General features: G+C 68.5%; 21 protein-coding genes. 13 read left to right on the top strand and 8 right to left on the bottom strand.

Translation table 11 applies throughout. The annotated features are described in order from the left end of the window. A complete protein-coding gene (locus tag AB0O44_RS07630; protein WP_364136205.1) occupies positions 1 to 1,776 on the bottom strand; it encodes a urocanate hydratase in 1,776 nt (591 codons plus the stop codon). A 161-nt stretch (positions 1,777 to 1,937) separates the two neighbouring features. Then, entirely contained in the window at positions 1,938 to 2,762 is an 825-nt protein-coding gene (locus tag AB0O44_RS07625; protein ID WP_364136203.1) for an IclR family transcriptional regulator, read from the bottom strand. Between the two features lie 271 nt (positions 2,763 to 3,033). Between AB0O44_RS07625 and AB0O44_RS07620 the strand changes: the two genes are divergently transcribed. From AB0O44_RS07620 to AB0O44_RS07605, 4 genes are read left to right on the top strand one after another with little or no spacing between them, the layout of a single operon-like run. Then, entirely contained in the window at positions 3,034 to 3,327 is a 294-nt protein-coding gene (locus tag AB0O44_RS07620) for a hypothetical protein (protein WP_364136201.1), read from the top strand. A gap of 43 nt (positions 3,328 to 3,370) precedes the next feature. Continuing rightward, on the top strand, positions 3,371 to 3,562 hold the full coding sequence (locus AB0O44_RS07615) for a helix-turn-helix domain-containing protein (protein ID WP_290256872.1): 192 nt from the start codon (positions 3,371 to 3,373) through the stop codon (positions 3,560 to 3,562). A gap of 56 nt (positions 3,563 to 3,618) precedes the next feature. Then, entirely contained in the window at positions 3,619 to 4,200 is a 582-nt protein-coding gene (locus AB0O44_RS07610; RefSeq protein WP_364136199.1) for a hypothetical protein, read from the top strand. Positions 4,201 to 4,250: 50 nt separating this feature from the next. Beyond that, a complete protein-coding gene (locus tag AB0O44_RS07605; RefSeq protein WP_290256874.1) occupies positions 4,251 to 4,841 on the top strand; it encodes a DinB family protein in 591 nt (196 codons plus the stop codon). Here the strand turns inward: AB0O44_RS07605 and AB0O44_RS07600 are convergent. Then, on the bottom strand, positions 4,838 to 5,290 hold the full coding sequence (locus AB0O44_RS07600; RefSeq protein WP_364136197.1) for a hypothetical protein: 453 nt from the start codon (positions 5,288 to 5,290) through the stop codon (positions 4,838 to 4,840). The two genes, AB0O44_RS07605 and AB0O44_RS07600, sit on opposite strands and share 4 nt — an antisense overlap. 171 nt (positions 5,291 to 5,461) lie before the next feature. Between AB0O44_RS07600 and AB0O44_RS07595 the strand changes: the two genes are divergently transcribed. Together AB0O44_RS07595 and AB0O44_RS07590 are read left to right on the top strand one after the other, a co-directional pair. Continuing rightward, a complete protein-coding gene (locus AB0O44_RS07595) occupies positions 5,462 to 6,097 on the top strand; it encodes a hypothetical protein (protein WP_364136195.1) in 636 nt (211 codons plus the stop codon). Continuing rightward, positions 6,094 to 6,237: a hypothetical protein gene (locus AB0O44_RS07590; protein WP_290256877.1), complete on the top strand. Its 144-nt coding sequence runs from the start codon at positions 6,094 to 6,096 to the stop codon at positions 6,235 to 6,237. Before AB0O44_RS07595 ends, AB0O44_RS07590 begins: the two co-directional genes overlap by 4 nt. Here AB0O44_RS07590 and trxA read toward each other — a convergent pair. Beyond that, entirely contained in the window at positions 6,234 to 6,599 is a 366-nt protein-coding gene (trxA, locus tag AB0O44_RS07585) for a thioredoxin (RefSeq protein WP_364136193.1), read from the bottom strand. The two genes, AB0O44_RS07590 and trxA, sit on opposite strands and share 4 nt — an antisense overlap. 93 nt (positions 6,600 to 6,692) lie before the next feature. Here trxA and AB0O44_RS07580 point away from each other — a divergent pair, with 93 nt between their 5' ends. From AB0O44_RS07580 to AB0O44_RS07555, 6 genes are all read left to right on the top strand, one after another. Continuing rightward, positions 6,693 to 7,004: a rhodanese-like domain-containing protein gene (locus tag AB0O44_RS07580; protein WP_364136191.1), complete on the top strand. Its 312-nt coding sequence runs from the start codon at positions 6,693 to 6,695 to the stop codon at positions 7,002 to 7,004. Positions 7,005 to 7,006: 2 nt separating this feature from the next. Continuing rightward, entirely contained in the window at positions 7,007 to 7,354 is a 348-nt protein-coding gene (locus tag AB0O44_RS07575) for a metal-sensitive transcriptional regulator (protein ID WP_364136189.1), read from the top strand. Positions 7,355 to 7,436: 82 nt separating this feature from the next. Beyond that, complete coding sequence (locus tag AB0O44_RS07570) at positions 7,437 to 7,739, top strand: rhodanese-like domain-containing protein (protein WP_364136187.1); 303 nt, start codon at positions 7,437 to 7,439, stop codon at positions 7,737 to 7,739. Positions 7,740 to 7,920: 181 nt separating this feature from the next. Beyond that, positions 7,921 to 8,529: a rhodanese-like domain-containing protein gene (locus AB0O44_RS07565; protein WP_364136185.1), complete on the top strand. Its 609-nt coding sequence runs from the start codon at positions 7,921 to 7,923 to the stop codon at positions 8,527 to 8,529. After that, positions 8,526 to 9,287: a sulfite exporter TauE/SafE family protein gene (locus AB0O44_RS07560; protein WP_364136183.1), complete on the top strand. Its 762-nt coding sequence runs from the start codon at positions 8,526 to 8,528 to the stop codon at positions 9,285 to 9,287. The genes AB0O44_RS07565 and AB0O44_RS07560 overlap by 4 nt, the downstream gene beginning before the upstream one ends. Before the next feature lie 139 nt (positions 9,288 to 9,426). Further along, the gene (locus tag AB0O44_RS07555; protein ID WP_290256884.1) at positions 9,427 to 9,810 is read left to right on the top strand and encodes an STAS/SEC14 domain-containing protein; all 384 of its coding nucleotides are present in this window, start codon (positions 9,427 to 9,429) and stop codon (positions 9,808 to 9,810) included. A 40-nt stretch (positions 9,811 to 9,850) separates the two neighbouring features. Here AB0O44_RS07555 and AB0O44_RS07550 read toward each other — a convergent pair whose 3' ends face one another. Continuing rightward, positions 9,851 to 10,057 (bottom strand): DUF4177 domain-containing protein, encoded by a 207-nt coding sequence (locus AB0O44_RS07550; protein WP_290256885.1) that lies wholly within the window; start codon positions 10,055 to 10,057, stop codon positions 9,851 to 9,853. Positions 10,058 to 10,207: 150 nt separating this feature from the next. After that, complete coding sequence (locus AB0O44_RS07545) at positions 10,208 to 11,614, bottom strand: MBL fold metallo-hydrolase (RefSeq protein ID WP_364136180.1); 1,407 nt, start codon at positions 11,612 to 11,614, stop codon at positions 10,208 to 10,210. 241 nt (positions 11,615 to 11,855) lie between these two features. On the opposite strand from AB0O44_RS07545, the gene AB0O44_RS07540 reads away from it, so the two are divergent. Beyond that, positions 11,856 to 12,158, top strand: a complete 303-nt coding sequence (locus tag AB0O44_RS07540) for a DUF4193 domain-containing protein (RefSeq protein WP_290256887.1) — start codon at positions 11,856 to 11,858, stop codon at positions 12,156 to 12,158. A gap of 31 nt (positions 12,159 to 12,189) precedes the next feature. Here AB0O44_RS07540 and AB0O44_RS07535 read toward each other — a convergent pair whose 3' ends face one another. Together AB0O44_RS07535 and AB0O44_RS07530 are read right to left on the bottom strand one after the other, a co-directional pair. Next, a complete protein-coding gene (locus AB0O44_RS07535) occupies positions 12,190 to 12,822 on the bottom strand; it encodes a flavin reductase family protein (protein WP_364136178.1) in 633 nt (210 codons plus the stop codon). A gap of 171 nt (positions 12,823 to 12,993) precedes the next feature. After that, positions 12,994 to 13,743: a 3-hydroxybutyrate dehydrogenase gene (locus tag AB0O44_RS07530; protein WP_364136176.1), complete on the bottom strand. Its 750-nt coding sequence runs from the start codon at positions 13,741 to 13,743 to the stop codon at positions 12,994 to 12,996. Positions 13,744 to 13,770: the final 27 nt, after the last annotated feature.

Here is a 13,770-nt window from a genome sequence, read left to right as displayed (position 1 = left end):
CTACTTCGTTGCTTCTGCGGAGTCTGCGGACACTGGGCCCACGCGGACAGGGTCCCCTGGCCGAGCTTGCGAGGCTAGGGAGTCCGTGGGGAGCATGGGGATGCGGACGCCGCGTTCCCTGGCGACCTCGACGGCGCGGTCATAGCCGGCGTCGGCGTGGCGGATGACGCCCATGCCGGGGTCGTTGGTCAGGAGGCGCTCGAGCTTCTGTGCGGCGAGGTCGGTGCCGTCGGCGACCGAGACCTGGCCGGCGTGGATAGAGCGGCCGATGCCGACGCCGCCGCCATGGTGCAGGGAGACCCAGGTGGCACCGGAGGCGGTGTTGAGCAGGGCGTTCAGCAGCGGCCAGTCGGCGATCGCGTCCGAGCCGTCGGCCATTGCCTCGGTCTCGCGGTATGGGGAGGCAACCGAGCCGGAATCGAGGTGGTCGCGGCCGATCACGATGGGGGCCTTGACCTTGCCTTCCTTGACCAGCCGGTTGAACAGCAGGCCGGCCTTGGCGCGTTCGCCGTAGCCGAGCCAGCAGATCCGCGCGGGCAGGCCCTCGAATTCCACCCGTTCCTGGGCGGCGTCGATCCAGCGGTGCAGGTGCTTGTTCTCGGGGAACAGTTCCTTGATGGCCTCGTCCGTGACGCGGATGTCCTCGGGGTCGCCGGAGAGCGCCACCCAGCGGAACGGGCCCAGGCCCTCGCAGAACAGCGGCCGGATGTAGGCGGGGACGAAGCCGGGGAACTCGAAGGCCCGGGCGTAGCCGCCCTTGCGGGCCTCGTCACGGATGGAGTTGCCGTAGTCGAAGACCTCGGCGCCGGCGTCCTGGAATTCGACCATGGCTTGGACGTGGCGGGCCATGGAGGCCTGGGCTTTTTTGGTGAAGCCCTCCGGATCGGCTGCAGCCTCGCGGTGCCATTCCTCGACCTTGACCCCTTCGGGCAGGTAGCTCAGGGGGTCGTGCGCGGAGGTCTGGTCCGTGACGATGTCCACGGTGAGTTCGCCGGCGTTGTGGCGGCGGAGGATCTCCGGGAACACCTCGGCGGCGTTGCCGACGTACCCGACGGACCAGCCGCGGCGCTCCTCCTTGGCCTTCAGGACCTTGGCGATCGCGGCGTCGAGGTCGGTTTCCACCTCGTCGAGGTAGCGCTTCCCGGCACGGCGGCGGAGCCGGGATTCGTCGACGTCGACGATCAGGCAGGCACCGTCGTTGAGGGTGACGGCGAGCGGCTGCGCGCCACCCATGCCGCCGCAGCCGCCGGTGAGGGTCAGGGTGCCTGCGAGGGTGCCGTTTGCGTCCCCGGTGAGCTTGCGGGCAATCGCGGCGAAGGTCTCGAAGGTGCCCTGCAGGATGCCTTGGGTACCGATGTAGATCCAGGACCCGGCGGTCATCTGGCCGTACATCATCAGCCCCTCGGCCTCGAGCCGGCGGAATTCAGGCCAGGTGGCCCAGTCCCCCACCAGGTTGGAGTTGGCCAGCAGCACGCGCGGGGCCCATTCGTTGGTGCGGAAGACGCCCACCGGCTTGCCGGACTGGACCAGCAGGGTCTCATCCTTTTCGAGGGTTTCCAGGGTGCGGGTGATGGCGTCGAAGGCGGCCCAGGACCGGACGGCCCGGCCGGTGCCGCCGTAGACCACCAGATCGTCCGGGCGTTCGGCCACCTCGGGGTCCAGGTTGTTCATCAGCATGCGCAGCGGGGCCTCGGTCTGCCAGCTTTTGGCGGTGAGCTCGGTGCCGCGGGCTGCCTTGACCGGGCGGGCACCGGTGGTGAAATCGGCGGGTGCCATGAGGGGCTCCTTCGTGGTGTGGGGTGGTTCCGGGGAGAGGTTCTGTATCTACTAAAGCCTGCCGGTGGCGCCGGTCACAGGGCTTTGACGGGGGAGCTGTCCGGAATACCAGACCTGACCAACTCGCAGCTAAAGCCTTTTTCAGGGCCCACAACGGCCCGCTAGTGAGTCGGGCTGGGGCGGCCGTAGATCCGGACCGAGAGATCGTCGGCGGCCTTCTTGACCCGCGCGGCCAGTGCCGGCCATTGCTCGGCCGGCAGCTTGTCCTCGAGGAAGGTCACGGCAACGGCGGCCGTCGGCCAGCCTGCGTGGTCCGTGACGGCGGCGGCGATTGAGCCGAAGCCGGGGGTGACCTCGCCGTGTTCGGTGGCGTAGCCGCGCTGCCGGACTTGGTCCAGGTGCGAGGAGAGGGCCGAGTACTTGGTGATAGCGGTTTCACTCTCGTGCCGGACGCTGAACGCGGCGGCATTCGGGTAGAGGGCCCGGACCTGGGACTTCGGCAGGGCGGCCAGGATGGCGCGGCCGCTGGCCGTGAGGTGGCTGGGAAGCCGGACGCCGACGTCGGTCACCAGGGAGGGGCGGTTTTTGGCGCGCTCCTCCACGATGTAGAGGACGTCGCGGCCGTGCAGGACGGCCAGGTGGGCGCTTTCGCCGATCCTGTCCACCAGGGCGGCAAGCATGGGGCGGCCCAGACGGGAGAGTGGCTCCTGCCTGGAGTAGGCAGAGCTGAGCTCGAAGGCGCTGATGCCCAGTCCGTAGCGGCGTTCCTCGTGCAGGTGCAGCACGAAGCCGTTGGCCTCCATGACTCCCAGGAGGTGGTAGACGCTGGAGCGCGGCAGGTCCAGCGCTGTGGCGATGTTCGACGCCGCCATCGGCCCGCGCTTGGAGGCCAGCAGTTTGAGGATCCGAAGGGTGTTTTCGGCGGCGGGAACCTTGGAGGCAGCCCTGGCGGCGGGCGTGGCGGGGGCGTGCGGTGCAGTTGTCATGTCCGTCCTTCGGCAGGGGATGTCCGGTATCCCGTACTTAAGAATGCATCGGCAGAAGTCCAGCGGCGGACCCCATGATTCTCCAGTGTCTGTAATCCCAGATAAGACCTCCACCGGAACCACGGCCGCCGCCGTCCCCCGGCGGGCGCTCCGCCGTCGGCGGCAAGCAAGTAGTCCGTGAGAAAGATGGGGTACCTGTTACTCGTGTGAACGGTGGGTGCGGATGCCTACCGTGGGGAGACGTTTCCGATCCGCCGGAAGGAGCACTCCGATGGGCGTTCACGCCGCCAGCCACCTCCAGTCCGCTCCCCCTGAACCGCGCGGCGGGGCAGCCCCCGCCGCGGGCCAGGGACACCGCCGTCTCCGTGCCGTGATTAGCCGGCTCGGCGCGTCCCGGGTCCGCTTCCGCGTGGGCCAGGTGGTAATCGGGGATGACCCCTTCAACGGCCGCCGCGAGGGACGGGTGACGGTCATCCGGCCACCCTATGTGGGTGTCAGGGTCCCCGGCACGCCGGCAGGAACGCTCGTGTTCTTCGACCATCGCAATGTCCGCCTGCCCGACTGAGTACCGCATATTCCGTTCCCGCGTCCCAGAAGGAGTCTGTTCCATGCTTCCAGCCGACCGCCCCGCCTACCTGACCATCGCCGAGGTCGCCGACATCATGCGCGTGTCCCGGATGACCGTGTACCGCCTGGTCAAGTCGCACGCCCTGGCCGCCGTCCGGTTCGGCCGCTCCTACCGCATCTCCCAGGCTGCGGTGGAGGGATACATCCGTCAGTCCGCCACCGGCGCGGTGTGAGCCGAGCCGCCGCGTTCCGCATTCTTTGCGGTTCGCTGACGCTGGGCCTTGGCCTGGTGAGCGTCATCTCGGGGCTCAGCTATGTGGGCGGCCTGTCCGGCGGCGACTCACTCTCGATGTGGGTGATGTCCGCGTGGGGGTTCGCGCTGGCCTGCTGCGGGGCGTGGCTGATCAGAGGCCGCTCCAAGGGCAAGGCCCTGGTGTTCACCAGGGACCGCAGGCGCCTCATCGTCGTCGGGTTCCTGGTCGCCCTGGTCGTCGGGCTCCTTGTATACCTCATGGCTTTCGTCGACGACGGCGGCGGGGCAGTCACGCGCCAAATGATGCTGCAAACGATGTTCGCCAATCTGTTCGCATCGATCCCCTTCACTCTCTTCGACCGGGAGGGCTACAGGGAGCGGGATGCCCCCGTCCCGCTGAGGCCGGCACAGCGGAAGCGGGTCAGGTCACGCATTTTGCTGGTGGCCGCCGCAGGAGTTCTGTTCATCTCGGGGCGGATTTTCTTCGACCAGCAGTTGGACCGCTGGTGGGAGGGATTCCTGACGACCGCCGGAATGGCATTTATAGGTGCAGCCGTAGCCCTCGGACACCGCCTCAGGAAGGAACCACGGCTGGATCCGGAGCCGGAAACGCGCTGAAGCCCGACATTGACTTGCAATCACCCCGCATCGCGGACAGGATCGCGGTCATGAGCGATGGAGCGAAAGCGGACCTGTGCCGCTACCTGCAGGAGGGCCGTGACGCACTGGTCTGGAAGCTTGACGGTCTTTCCGACTACGACATCCGCCGGCCGCTCACGCCCACGGGCACGAATCTGCTGGGGCTGATCAAGCATTTAGCGGGGGTCGAGGCCGAGTACTTCGGTTCGGTGTTCGACCGGCCGTTCCCGGAAACACTGAGCTGGCTCGCACCCGACGCCGAGCCGAACGCTGACATGTGGGCCACTCCCGGTGAGACCCGCGAGGACATCATCGGACTGTATCGGCGCGTCTGGGCCCATGCCGACGAGACCATCGCCCGGCTTCCGCTCACGGCCGCCGGGTTCGTTCCGTGGTGGCGCGAAGCCAGCAATCCCGTCACCCTGGCCCGCATCCTGGTGCACGTGACGGCGGAGACGCACCGGCACGCCGGGCACGCCGATATCGTGCGGGAGTTGGCCGACGGCAGCGCCGGACACCGGGACGGTTACAGCAACCTGCCCGCAGAAGACCAGGCCTGGTGGGGCAACTACTACAACCGCCTCGAAGCCGTGGCGCGCGGAGAGGGCACCCAGGGCTAAAGAGCCAGCCCGCCGCGCGCGCGGATCAGTTCCACACCGGCGTCCGGATCTGCGCAGGAAACCAGGACCCAGGCACCGTTGGCCCGTATCCTCAGCGTCGGGCCGCCCACCAGATAGCCGGTGCCGCCGCCACGGAGGACCCTCAGACCCATCCCTTCGAGCAGCCCAGTCTCCGGCCCGGCCGTGACCTCAACAATGTCAGCGTAGGCAACGGTGGTGGAGAAGAGCCCGGCGACTTTGAGGTGCACTCCGGTCCCGTCGCAGCGGATGCGGGCGGTCATTCTCCCCACGGAGACAAAGACCAGCAGCATCGCCACACCCGCCCACGCCTGACCGGTGGACAGGGTCACGACGGCGGCCGCCAGCAGCCCGATCACGGCCAGCACCGCCCGATATTTGACCGGCATGCCGGTGCGCAGTTCATCGCCAGCAATTTCTTCCCGCCCCATCCCGGCAGTCTTCCGGCTGGGTTCACTTGCTGCAACTCCCGCAGGGCAGGTCCGCAGCCGCTACCACCGCCGCGGCTAGACTGGGCGGCCTAGGACGGATTGGGGGATCCGGGGCCCACCACGCCCAGCGCCCCTCGGCCTGTTACAGCCAGCGGACGCAAAGGACCACCCGTGACCTTCTTCCAGGACTATCCCATTCCAGCCATGCCCCCACGGCCGCGGATGCCCGAATTCGTGCCGCCGCCCTGGTCAGGGCCACCGCGCTACGAGCTGCCGGCCATCGTCCCAGTCGGCCGTTTCCTCCACCGCTCCGCAGGCCGCGTCGTCGCCGTCGAGTCGGTCAGCGCCTATTCCACCGGGTGCACGATCAACCTGACCTGGACCATCCGCCGAACCGACGAGGACGACCAGGAATGGGCCGTGATGAATGCCGGCTTTTTCAACCGGTTCGGGCCGCCGGGTCCATCCGTCTCGGGCAAGGACATCTTCCTGTTCGGCGTCGAACTCCCGGACGGGACCAGGGCCAGCATTTCGACTGTTGACCAGTACGCGGGGCCGCCGATGGGGCAGGAACCGGAGGGCCCGGTGTTCACGTTCAGGAGCGGAGGCGGCCACGGCGGCGACCACGACCTCTCCGGCACCGGAACACTATGGCTCTGGCCATTGCCGCCGGCGGGAGACCTGCGCCTCGTGACGCAGTGGACGGCGATGGGCATCGAAGAAAGTTCCATCACCCTGGACGGGGCCGCCCTGCGCGACGCGGCCGTGGACGCCCAGGCCTACTGGCCCGACGGGACGCCCGAGTGAACGGCCTGGTCCTGACCGTTACCTTCGCGGCGATCTTCTTCTACGTCCTCCACGGCGTGGTCCGCTCTGCGGTCCGCGACGGCATCCTCCAGGCCGAGGAGAAGCGGCAGGCCGAGGAGCAGAACCAGGAAACCCGCTAGGAGGCGTGCGCCTCGGCCATCTTTGCGCGGACGTCGTCCATGTCGAGTTCCTTGATGGCGGTGATGAGCTGCTCAAGGCCGCTGGCGTTCATCGCGCCGGGCTGGGAGAAGACGAGGATGCCCTCGCGGAACGCCATCAGGGTGGGGATGGAGGTGATCCGGGCCGCCGCGGAGAGGGCTGGCTCGGCCTCTGTGTCCACCTTGGCGAAAACGATGTCGGGGTGGGCTTCTGAGGCTTTGCCGAATGTCGGGGCGAACATGCGGCAGGGGCCACACCAGGCTGCCCAGAAGTCGACCAGCACGATGTCGTTGCCGGAGATGGTGGACTCAAAGGTCTGTTCGGTGATGTCAATGGTTGCCATGCGTCTAAATTATACCCCTGGGGGTATAATCATGGAAGGAGATGGAGACCACCGCGGCGGCCTCCGCCCCCCCCCCACGAAAGGACTGTGGACATGAAGAGCATTTCCGTGGACGACCTGGCTGCCTTGGGTTCCGGCGTCCCGATCATCGATGTCCGCGAGAACGAAGAGTACGCCGAGGCCTTCGTGCCCGGCACCAGGAACGTCCCGCTCTCCCGCTTCCAGCAGTCCATGGGCGACATCCCCGCCGGCCGGACCGTGTACATCATGTGCGCGTCCGGTGGACGGAGCTCGCGGGCGACGGCGGCGCTTACGGAGGCCGGGTATGACGCGGTCAACGTCATGGGCGGCATCACCGAGTGGTACCGCAACGGCCACCCCGTGACCTACCAGGCCGGACGGTAGGCATGTCCGCCACCGTGGCCGCGCCGTCACCCGGAGCATCCCAGCACCGGACCGTCAACCGGCTCAAGCGGGCGCGCGGGCAGCTGACCGCACTGATCGACGCGATCGAATCCGGCACGGACTGCCGGGCCGCCGTCACGCAGCTGGCGGCCGTCCGCGGGGCCCTGGACAAGGCCGGCTTCGAACTCATCTCCAGCGCCATGCGCGACTGCCTCGCCCCGGCCATCGACACCGGAACGACGCCGCCAGCCGCGATGGCCGCCGACGTCGGCACGGACGCCACCGGCCCCGCCGCCGCGGCGCCGCCGACGCTCGAGGAACTCCAGACACTCTTTCTTCGCCTTACCTGAGCCGCGGCACGGGCTTTTACACCCCGCGCATCCCCAATTTCCCCTGACCCCGAATCCCCCGGCACCCTCGAAAGGCCAGACCATGGACATCACCCCCAACGAACTGAACGCCCAGATCAACAACGGCAGCGACGCCCAGATCGTCGACGTCCGCGAAGCCGACGAGGTCGCCGCGGGTATGATCGCCGGCGCCCGGCACATCCCCCTGGGCGAACTGCGTTCCCGTCTTGCCGAACTGGACAAGTCCCGCCCCGTGGTGGCCGTCTGCCGCAGCGGCCGGCGCAGCGCCGCCGCCGCCGACCAGCTCGCCGCCGCCGGTTTCACCGCGTCCACGATGACCGGCGGCATGCTCGACTGGTCCGCCAACGGCCTGCCGGCCGCGTAATCCCCACAGACCGCCCGGGCGGCGCCGACCCCCAACTGCGCCGCCCGGGCTTCCACCTGCCACGCCACCTGTGTCCGGCATGCCGCACACGGGAGCCGGCAGGCGGACGACGTCGTCCCCGCCTCCGCGGGCACGCCGTCGGCACCACCCCGCTCCACCCCTTGCTAGACCGAAAGAGATTATGACTTCCACGAACGTCCCCACCCCCGCCGCCACGGCCCCCAAGTCCATCGACGCGGCAACGCTGAAGGCCTGGGAAGACAACCACGATGACCTGATGGTGATCGACGTCCGCGGCGGCGCCGAATTCGACTCGATGCACATCAAGGGCTCGTACCACGTGCCGCTGCCCCTGCTGAGCGAACATGCCGAGGAATTCGCCGCCAAGATGGGCACCCGCGTGGTGCTGGTCTGCCAGTCCGGCAACCGCGCGGAACAGGCCCGCAAACACCTCGACGCCGTCGGCCTCGGCAGCGCCAGTGTCCTCACAGGCGGCGTGCCCGCCTACGCCGCCGCCGGCGGCACCGTCGTCAAGGGCAAGAACACCTGGGCCCTGGAACGCCAAGTCCGGATGACGGCCGGTTCGCTGGTGCTCGCCGGCGTCGTCGGCAGCAAGCTCCTCTCCCCCAAGCTCGGCCTGCTGGCCGGCGGGATCGGCGCGGGCCTGACCTTCTCCGCAGCGACCAACAGCTGCGCCATGGGCCAGATGCTCTCCAAGATGCCGTGGAACCGCTCCGCCAACGAGCCCACCGCCCACCAGGCTCTGCAGAACCTGGGCGCCAAGTCATGATCATCACCGCGGCGGCCTTCGGCCTGATCGTCGGCGGCCTCCTCGGCCTGGTCGGCGGCGGAGGCTCCATCCTCGCCGTTCCCGCCCTGGTCTACGGCGTCGGGCTCCCGCTCTCCGCGGCGATCCCGACCTCGCTGGTCGTCGTCGGCGCCTCCTCGGCCGTCGCGGTGGTGCCTCGGCTCCGCAACGTGAACTGGCGCCTGGCCGTGATCATCGGCGCCGCCGGTACCGCCACCGCCTACCTGGGCGCCTACGTCAACCGGCTGCTGGACCAGGAGGTCCTGCTCCTGGCGTTCGCCGCCATCATGGTGATCGCGGGCATCCGCATGATGATGCCGACCAAGGCCGCCGGCGGGTCCTGCGCCCTTCCCGGCGGCGGGGTGCACTGGCGCAGCTGCCTGCCCAAGGCGATCGCCACCGGCGCCGTCGTGGGATTCCTGACCGGCCTGCTGGGCGTGGGTGGCGGCTTCCTGATCGTCCCGGCCCTGACGCTGGTCCTCGGCCTGCCGATGGCGGCCACCGTGGGGACGTCGCTGGTGATCATCGTGATCAACTCGGTTGCCGGCTTCGCCGCCCACCTGGGCGACCTGCACATCGACTGGGCCGTCACGGCCGCCTTCGCCATGGCCGCCATGGCCGCGTCCCTGCTGGCCGGACGGCTCGGCACGAACATCCCGGACCGGATCCTCAAGCGCAGCTTCGGCACCCTGGTCCTGGCCGTCGCCGCCTACGTCACCGCCCAAGCCCTGCTCACCTAGCGGCGACACGGGCATCCCCCGCATCACCGGAATCGGAGCACCGAGAAAGCACCGGACAGCAATCCGTTGTCCGGCGCTTTCTCGTGCCCCCGCCGCTGATCGTGACCCGCCCGGGGTAGGTTGGGCGCAGGAGGCGTAAATGAACGAGATTCTGATCGCGGACGGGAAGGGCCGGCTGGGCCTTCGCGGGCAATACTTCCACCTGGCCTGGGCCCCTGAGTCCGAGGTGGACGCCGACGACGCCCGTGCCTCCATCGAGGCGATGCGGAGCCTCAGCCCAACCCCGCGGCCGCTGCTGCTGGAGATTGCCGGAGTGACCCTGAGCAACCCGGCCCGGGCCGCCTTTGCCCACGCCCAGGCCGCCTCCGCCGTGGCGATGATCGGCTCCAGCGTGGTGGACACCATCATGGGGGCGGCCCTCAGCCGTCACGACCACTGCCCGCACGCCTACTTCACCTCCGAGCCGGAAGCCCTGGCCTGGCTGGACAGCCTCGCCGCCCAGCCAGCCGGCACCGCCCACTGAACCGGCCCCTCTACCGACCACTCAGCCGGCCGCCGGAAAGCTATCCCAGGCTCTCGAACACCAGCGTCGCTTGAATCCGGTCCCCGCCGGCGAGTCCCTTGCTGCCGCTGCTCGCAGTCGTGATGGTGTGCAGCCGGTAGCCCTTGGCCGCCTGGTCATTGATGGTCTTCTCGAGAGATGTCAGGTTTCCCGATCCGGTTCCCCATAGTTTTTCCTTGAGGATGACCTGCAAAACGACGTAGTGCATGAAGGGCGCCTTCCGTAACGGGACAAGTGGCAGCAAGCCTACAAGCCCGGCCCGGCGGCTCCAGGGAAGACCACGGGCGGGTTGTTTCCGGGCACGCAAAAAGGGCGGCGGCCCGGTTTTGCCCGGGCCGCCGCCCTATTTATGCAGTGATCAGCCGGCGTTGATGGCGGACTTCTGCTGCTGTGCCGCCCAGGCGGCGTAGCTGCCGTCGAGTTCGACGACGTCGTAGCCGGCGCGGCGCAGGGCGCTGGCCGCTACGGAGTTCCGGACGCCGCTCTGGCAGTAGGAGACGATGGTGCCCTTCGCCGGGAGTTCGTCCAGGTGCCACATGATGCGGCCGCCGCTGAGCTGGTAGGAGCCGGGGATGTGGCCGGCCGCGTGCTCGGTCTTGTTGCGGACGTCCAGCACCATGGCGGCCTCGAAGCCCTCGAGTTCCTCGGGCTGGATCAGACGCGGCACAGAGATCGGCAGGCCTTCGAGCCCGGTGACGTACCCGGCGACCTTGTCGATGCCGACGCGGACCAGGTGGTCCCACATCTCCATTGCAGCGGTCTGGTCCGGGGCGAGCAGGACTAGCGGGGCCTTGTCCTTTTCGGGGTCGACCACCCAGGCGCCGAAGCTTGCGGTGGACTTGCCGGCGGGGACGTTGACCGAACCGGTGACGGTGCCCTCGTGGACCTGGGCGTTGGCGCGGGTGTCAACGAAGATGACCTTGTCCGCGGCGAGATCCTTGGCGACGTCGGCCGTATCCAACTCTGCCAGGGGTGCACGCTCGCCCATAACGGCGGGGCCTTCACGGTTTTCGCGCTTCATGCGGGCGAAGTAGGCGTGCGCATCCGGCTGGCCGTCGAGGAGTTCGTTGATGAAGCCTTCCTCGTCGTTGGCCGCCAGATACGGGCCCCACCAGGCGTAGAGGCGCTCGTAGCCCACAGTGGAAGACGGAATGGCGCCGAGAGCCTTGCCACAGGCGCTGCCGGCGCCGTGGCCCGGGTGGACCTGGACGTGGTCCGGCAAGGTCAGGAACTTGTCCCGCAGGCTGGCGAAGAGCCGCTTGGCGCCCTCGAAGCGGGTGTCGACGCCGCCGGCGGCCTCGTCGAGGAGGTCCGGGCGGCCTAGGTCGCCGGAGAACACGAAGTCACCGGAGAGCAGGTAGCCGGGCCGGTCCGCGAACGCGCCATCGGTGATGAGGAACGAGAGGTGTTCCGGGGTGTGGCCCGGGGTGTGGAGGGCCTTGACGGTGATGTTGCCGAGGGTGATCTCGTCGTTGTCGTTGAGGCGCTCGGCGTCGAAGCCGTACTGCCAGTCCGCCCCGCCCTCGCCGGAGACGTACGCGGTGGCGCCGGTGGCGGCGGCCAGCTCGCGGGTGCCGGAGAGGAAGTCGGCGTGGATGTGGGTCTCGGTCACCGCGACGATGGTCATCCCGTTGGCCGCCGCCAGGTTCTTGTACACGGCGATATCACGACGGGGATCGACCACCAGGGCCCGGCCCTTTGCCTGGCAGCCAATGAAGTAGCTGGCCTGGGCGAGGTCTTCGTCATAGATGCGCTCGATAAGCATGGGACTCTCTTTCGTTGGCGTCCAGGAGGAGGATCCTCCGGTGGTCTACACACAACGATAATACCCCCGGGGGTATGTTGCAAGCGCTGGCAATCCGGGCCGGGGGCGCCCGGGAGCATGGGCCCGGACGGCCTCCAAGAGATGGCAGGGAAAGAGATTTCGGCGAGCGGGCACAAAATGGGGGTCGAGCGCGTTGTACCTGAACCAGCAACCAGACAGCAAAGAAAAGAGCACACCACACGTGGCAACCGACTACGACGAAGTACGCCCCGACGTCGCCGAATCCCGCAACGCTTCCCTCGAAGCCCTGAAGTCCGCCAACTCCCCCGACGCCCGCAGCGTCGTGCTGGAACTCGACGAGGCCGACACGGTCGACGGCGTCGAACTCCCCGGCGCCGACCTTTCGGGCGAGGAACTGATCGTCCAGGTGATCCCGCAGGCCTCCGACGAGTTCACCTGCTACTCCTGCTTCCTGGTCCGGCACCGGTCCCAGATCGCCCGCGAAAAGGACGGTCACGCCTACTGCACCGATTGCGAAGGCTGACGGCGGCTCACCGCCACCACAGAAGAACCGGCTAGGCGCCGCGTTCGTCGCGACGGCGGAAAGAGCCCGGCCACTCGGACCGGCGGATCCGCTTGAGTTCCTCAACAGGTCCCGGCAGGCCCCATTCGTCCCGGCCCAGCCGGGACAGGGGGCCTAGCCGGTCGATCAGCGGATGGTCACCGGCCAGGACGTCCCCGGCCACCACGGCATGGGTGACCTCCCCGAAAATCAGGACACAATCCCCCATCGGCTGCGTCGCGTGAAGCCGGCACTCGAAAGCCGCGGGCGACTCGGCCACACGCGGCACGGAGACCGTCCTGCCCGGCTCCCGGGTGAGGCCGGCGGCGTCGAACTCGCTCACGTCGGCCGGAAAATTCGTTCCGGTGGCATTGACCTCGGCCATGAGCGAGACGGGTGCGAAGTTCACCACGAACTCCCCGCGCTCCGTGATGTTCCGCAACGTGTCCTTCCGGCCCACCGAGGTGAACTGGAGGATGGGTGGCGTCACCGACGCCACCGTATAGAACGAATGCGGCGCGAGGTTGTCCACACCCCCCGCGGACGTGCTGGAGACCCACGCGATGGGCCGCGGCACCACCAGGGCCGTGAGCAGCCGGTAGAACTCGGCGGAGGACAGGTCCGAGGGGCTGAAATCCTTGCGCATGGGCCCAGCCTAGCGAGGCCCGCGCCGGGACCCGGGACGCGGGGCATCGGGGCGGGGTTGCCGGCTCGCCGGCGCCCCCACTCCCGCTTAACGGCAGAAATCCGCCCGGGCATCGCGCCCGGACGAATTCCCACCGATCTTCCCTCTTTCGGAACCGTCAGCCGGCCGCCCCTAGCGGGCGGACCAGCCGCCGTCCATGGTGTAGCTCGCGCCGGTGACCATGCCGGCGTCGTCGGAGGACAGCCAGGCCACCAACGAGGCGACCTCCTCCGGTTCCACGAGCCGCTTCACGGCCGCCTCGGTCAGCATGATCTTGGCCAGCACCTCGGACTCGGGGATGCCGTGGACCTTGGCCTGGTCCGCCACCTGCGACTCCACCAGCGGGGTCCGGACGTAGCCCGGGTTGACGCAGTTGGAGGTGACGCCGTGCGCGCCGCCCTCCAGCGCCGTAACCTTGCTCAGGCCCTCCAGGCCGTGCTTGGCCGAGACGTAGGCGCTCTTGAACGGCGAGGCCCGCAGCCCGTGGACCGATGAGAGGTTGATGATCCGGCCGAAGTTGTTCGCATACATGTGCGGCAGCGCGGCGCGGATCAGCAGGAACGGAGCCTCCAGCATCAGGGTCAGGATCCGGCGGAAATCGGCCGGATCAAAGTCCTCGATGGGGCTGATCCGCTGGATCCCGGCGTTGTTGACCAGGATGTCGCAGTCCAGGCTGAGCGACTGCAGAGAGTCGGTGTCGAACAGGTCGACGGCCCAAGCGGAGCCGCCCACCTCGTCCGCGAGGGCGGTCGCGGCGGCCTCATTGACGTCGGCCACCACCACCTTCGCGCCGCGGGCGGCCAGGGCGCGGACCGTAGCCGCGCCGATGCCGCTCGCTCCGCCGGTGACCAGGGCCTTGCGGCCGTTGAGTGAGTTTTCCATATACCCAGCCTTCCAGTTCAGAATTTG

Source organism: Arthrobacter sp. NPDC080082 (assembly GCF_040686595.1).
Taxonomy (GTDB): domain Bacteria; phylum Actinomycetota; class Actinomycetes; order Actinomycetales; family Micrococcaceae; genus Arthrobacter.
The sequence above is the reverse complement of the archived record's forward strand: the minus strand, read 5'-3'. Positions and strand labels throughout refer to the sequence as shown.

What these genes read in the sequence shown, in the direction of transcription:
- AB0O44_RS07620 (WP_364136201.1), top strand. Translation starts at nt 3,034, where the DNA reads ATGGGCGTTCACGCCGCCAGCCACCTCCAGTCCGCTCCCCCTGAACCG.
- AB0O44_RS07560 (WP_364136183.1), top strand. Translation starts at nt 8,526, where the DNA reads ATGATCATCACCGCGGCGGCCTTCGGCCTGATCGTCGGCGGCCTCCTC.
- AB0O44_RS07600 (WP_364136197.1), bottom strand. Translation starts at nt 5,290, where the DNA reads ATGGGGCGGGAAGAAATTGCTGGCGATGAACTGCGCACCGGCATGCCG.
- AB0O44_RS07530 (WP_364136176.1), bottom strand. Translation starts at nt 13,743, where the DNA reads ATGGAAAACTCACTCAACGGCCGCAAGGCCCTGGTCACCGGCGGAGCG.
- AB0O44_RS07575 (WP_364136189.1), top strand. Translation starts at nt 7,007, where the DNA reads ATGTCCGCCACCGTGGCCGCGCCGTCACCCGGAGCATCCCAGCACCGG.
- AB0O44_RS07615 (WP_290256872.1), top strand. Translation starts at nt 3,371, where the DNA reads ATGCTTCCAGCCGACCGCCCCGCCTACCTGACCATCGCCGAGGTCGCC.
- AB0O44_RS07570 (WP_364136187.1), top strand. Translation starts at nt 7,437, where the DNA reads ATGGACATCACCCCCAACGAACTGAACGCCCAGATCAACAACGGCAGC.
- AB0O44_RS07545 (WP_364136180.1), bottom strand. Translation starts at nt 11,614, where the DNA reads ATGCTTATCGAGCGCATCTATGACGAAGACCTCGCCCAGGCCAGCTAC.
- AB0O44_RS07555 (WP_290256884.1), top strand. Translation starts at nt 9,427, where the DNA reads ATGAACGAGATTCTGATCGCGGACGGGAAGGGCCGGCTGGGCCTTCGC.
- AB0O44_RS07625 (WP_364136203.1), bottom strand. Translation starts at nt 2,762, where the DNA reads ATGACAACTGCACCGCACGCCCCCGCCACGCCCGCCGCCAGGGCTGCC.
- AB0O44_RS07630 (WP_364136205.1), bottom strand. Translation starts at nt 1,776, where the DNA reads ATGGCACCCGCCGATTTCACCACCGGTGCCCGCCCGGTCAAGGCAGCC.
- AB0O44_RS07605 (WP_290256874.1), top strand. Translation starts at nt 4,251, where the DNA reads ATGAGCGATGGAGCGAAAGCGGACCTGTGCCGCTACCTGCAGGAGGGC.
- AB0O44_RS07550 (WP_290256885.1), bottom strand. Translation starts at nt 10,057, where the DNA reads ATGCACTACGTCGTTTTGCAGGTCATCCTCAAGGAAAAACTATGGGGA.
- trxA (WP_364136193.1), bottom strand. Translation starts at nt 6,599, where the DNA reads ATGGCAACCATTGACATCACCGAACAGACCTTTGAGTCCACCATCTCC.
- AB0O44_RS07580 (WP_364136191.1), top strand. Translation starts at nt 6,693, where the DNA reads ATGAAGAGCATTTCCGTGGACGACCTGGCTGCCTTGGGTTCCGGCGTC.
- AB0O44_RS07565 (WP_364136185.1), top strand. Translation starts at nt 7,921, where the DNA reads ATGACTTCCACGAACGTCCCCACCCCCGCCGCCACGGCCCCCAAGTCC.
- AB0O44_RS07535 (WP_364136178.1), bottom strand. Translation starts at nt 12,822, where the DNA reads ATGCGCAAGGATTTCAGCCCCTCGGACCTGTCCTCCGCCGAGTTCTAC.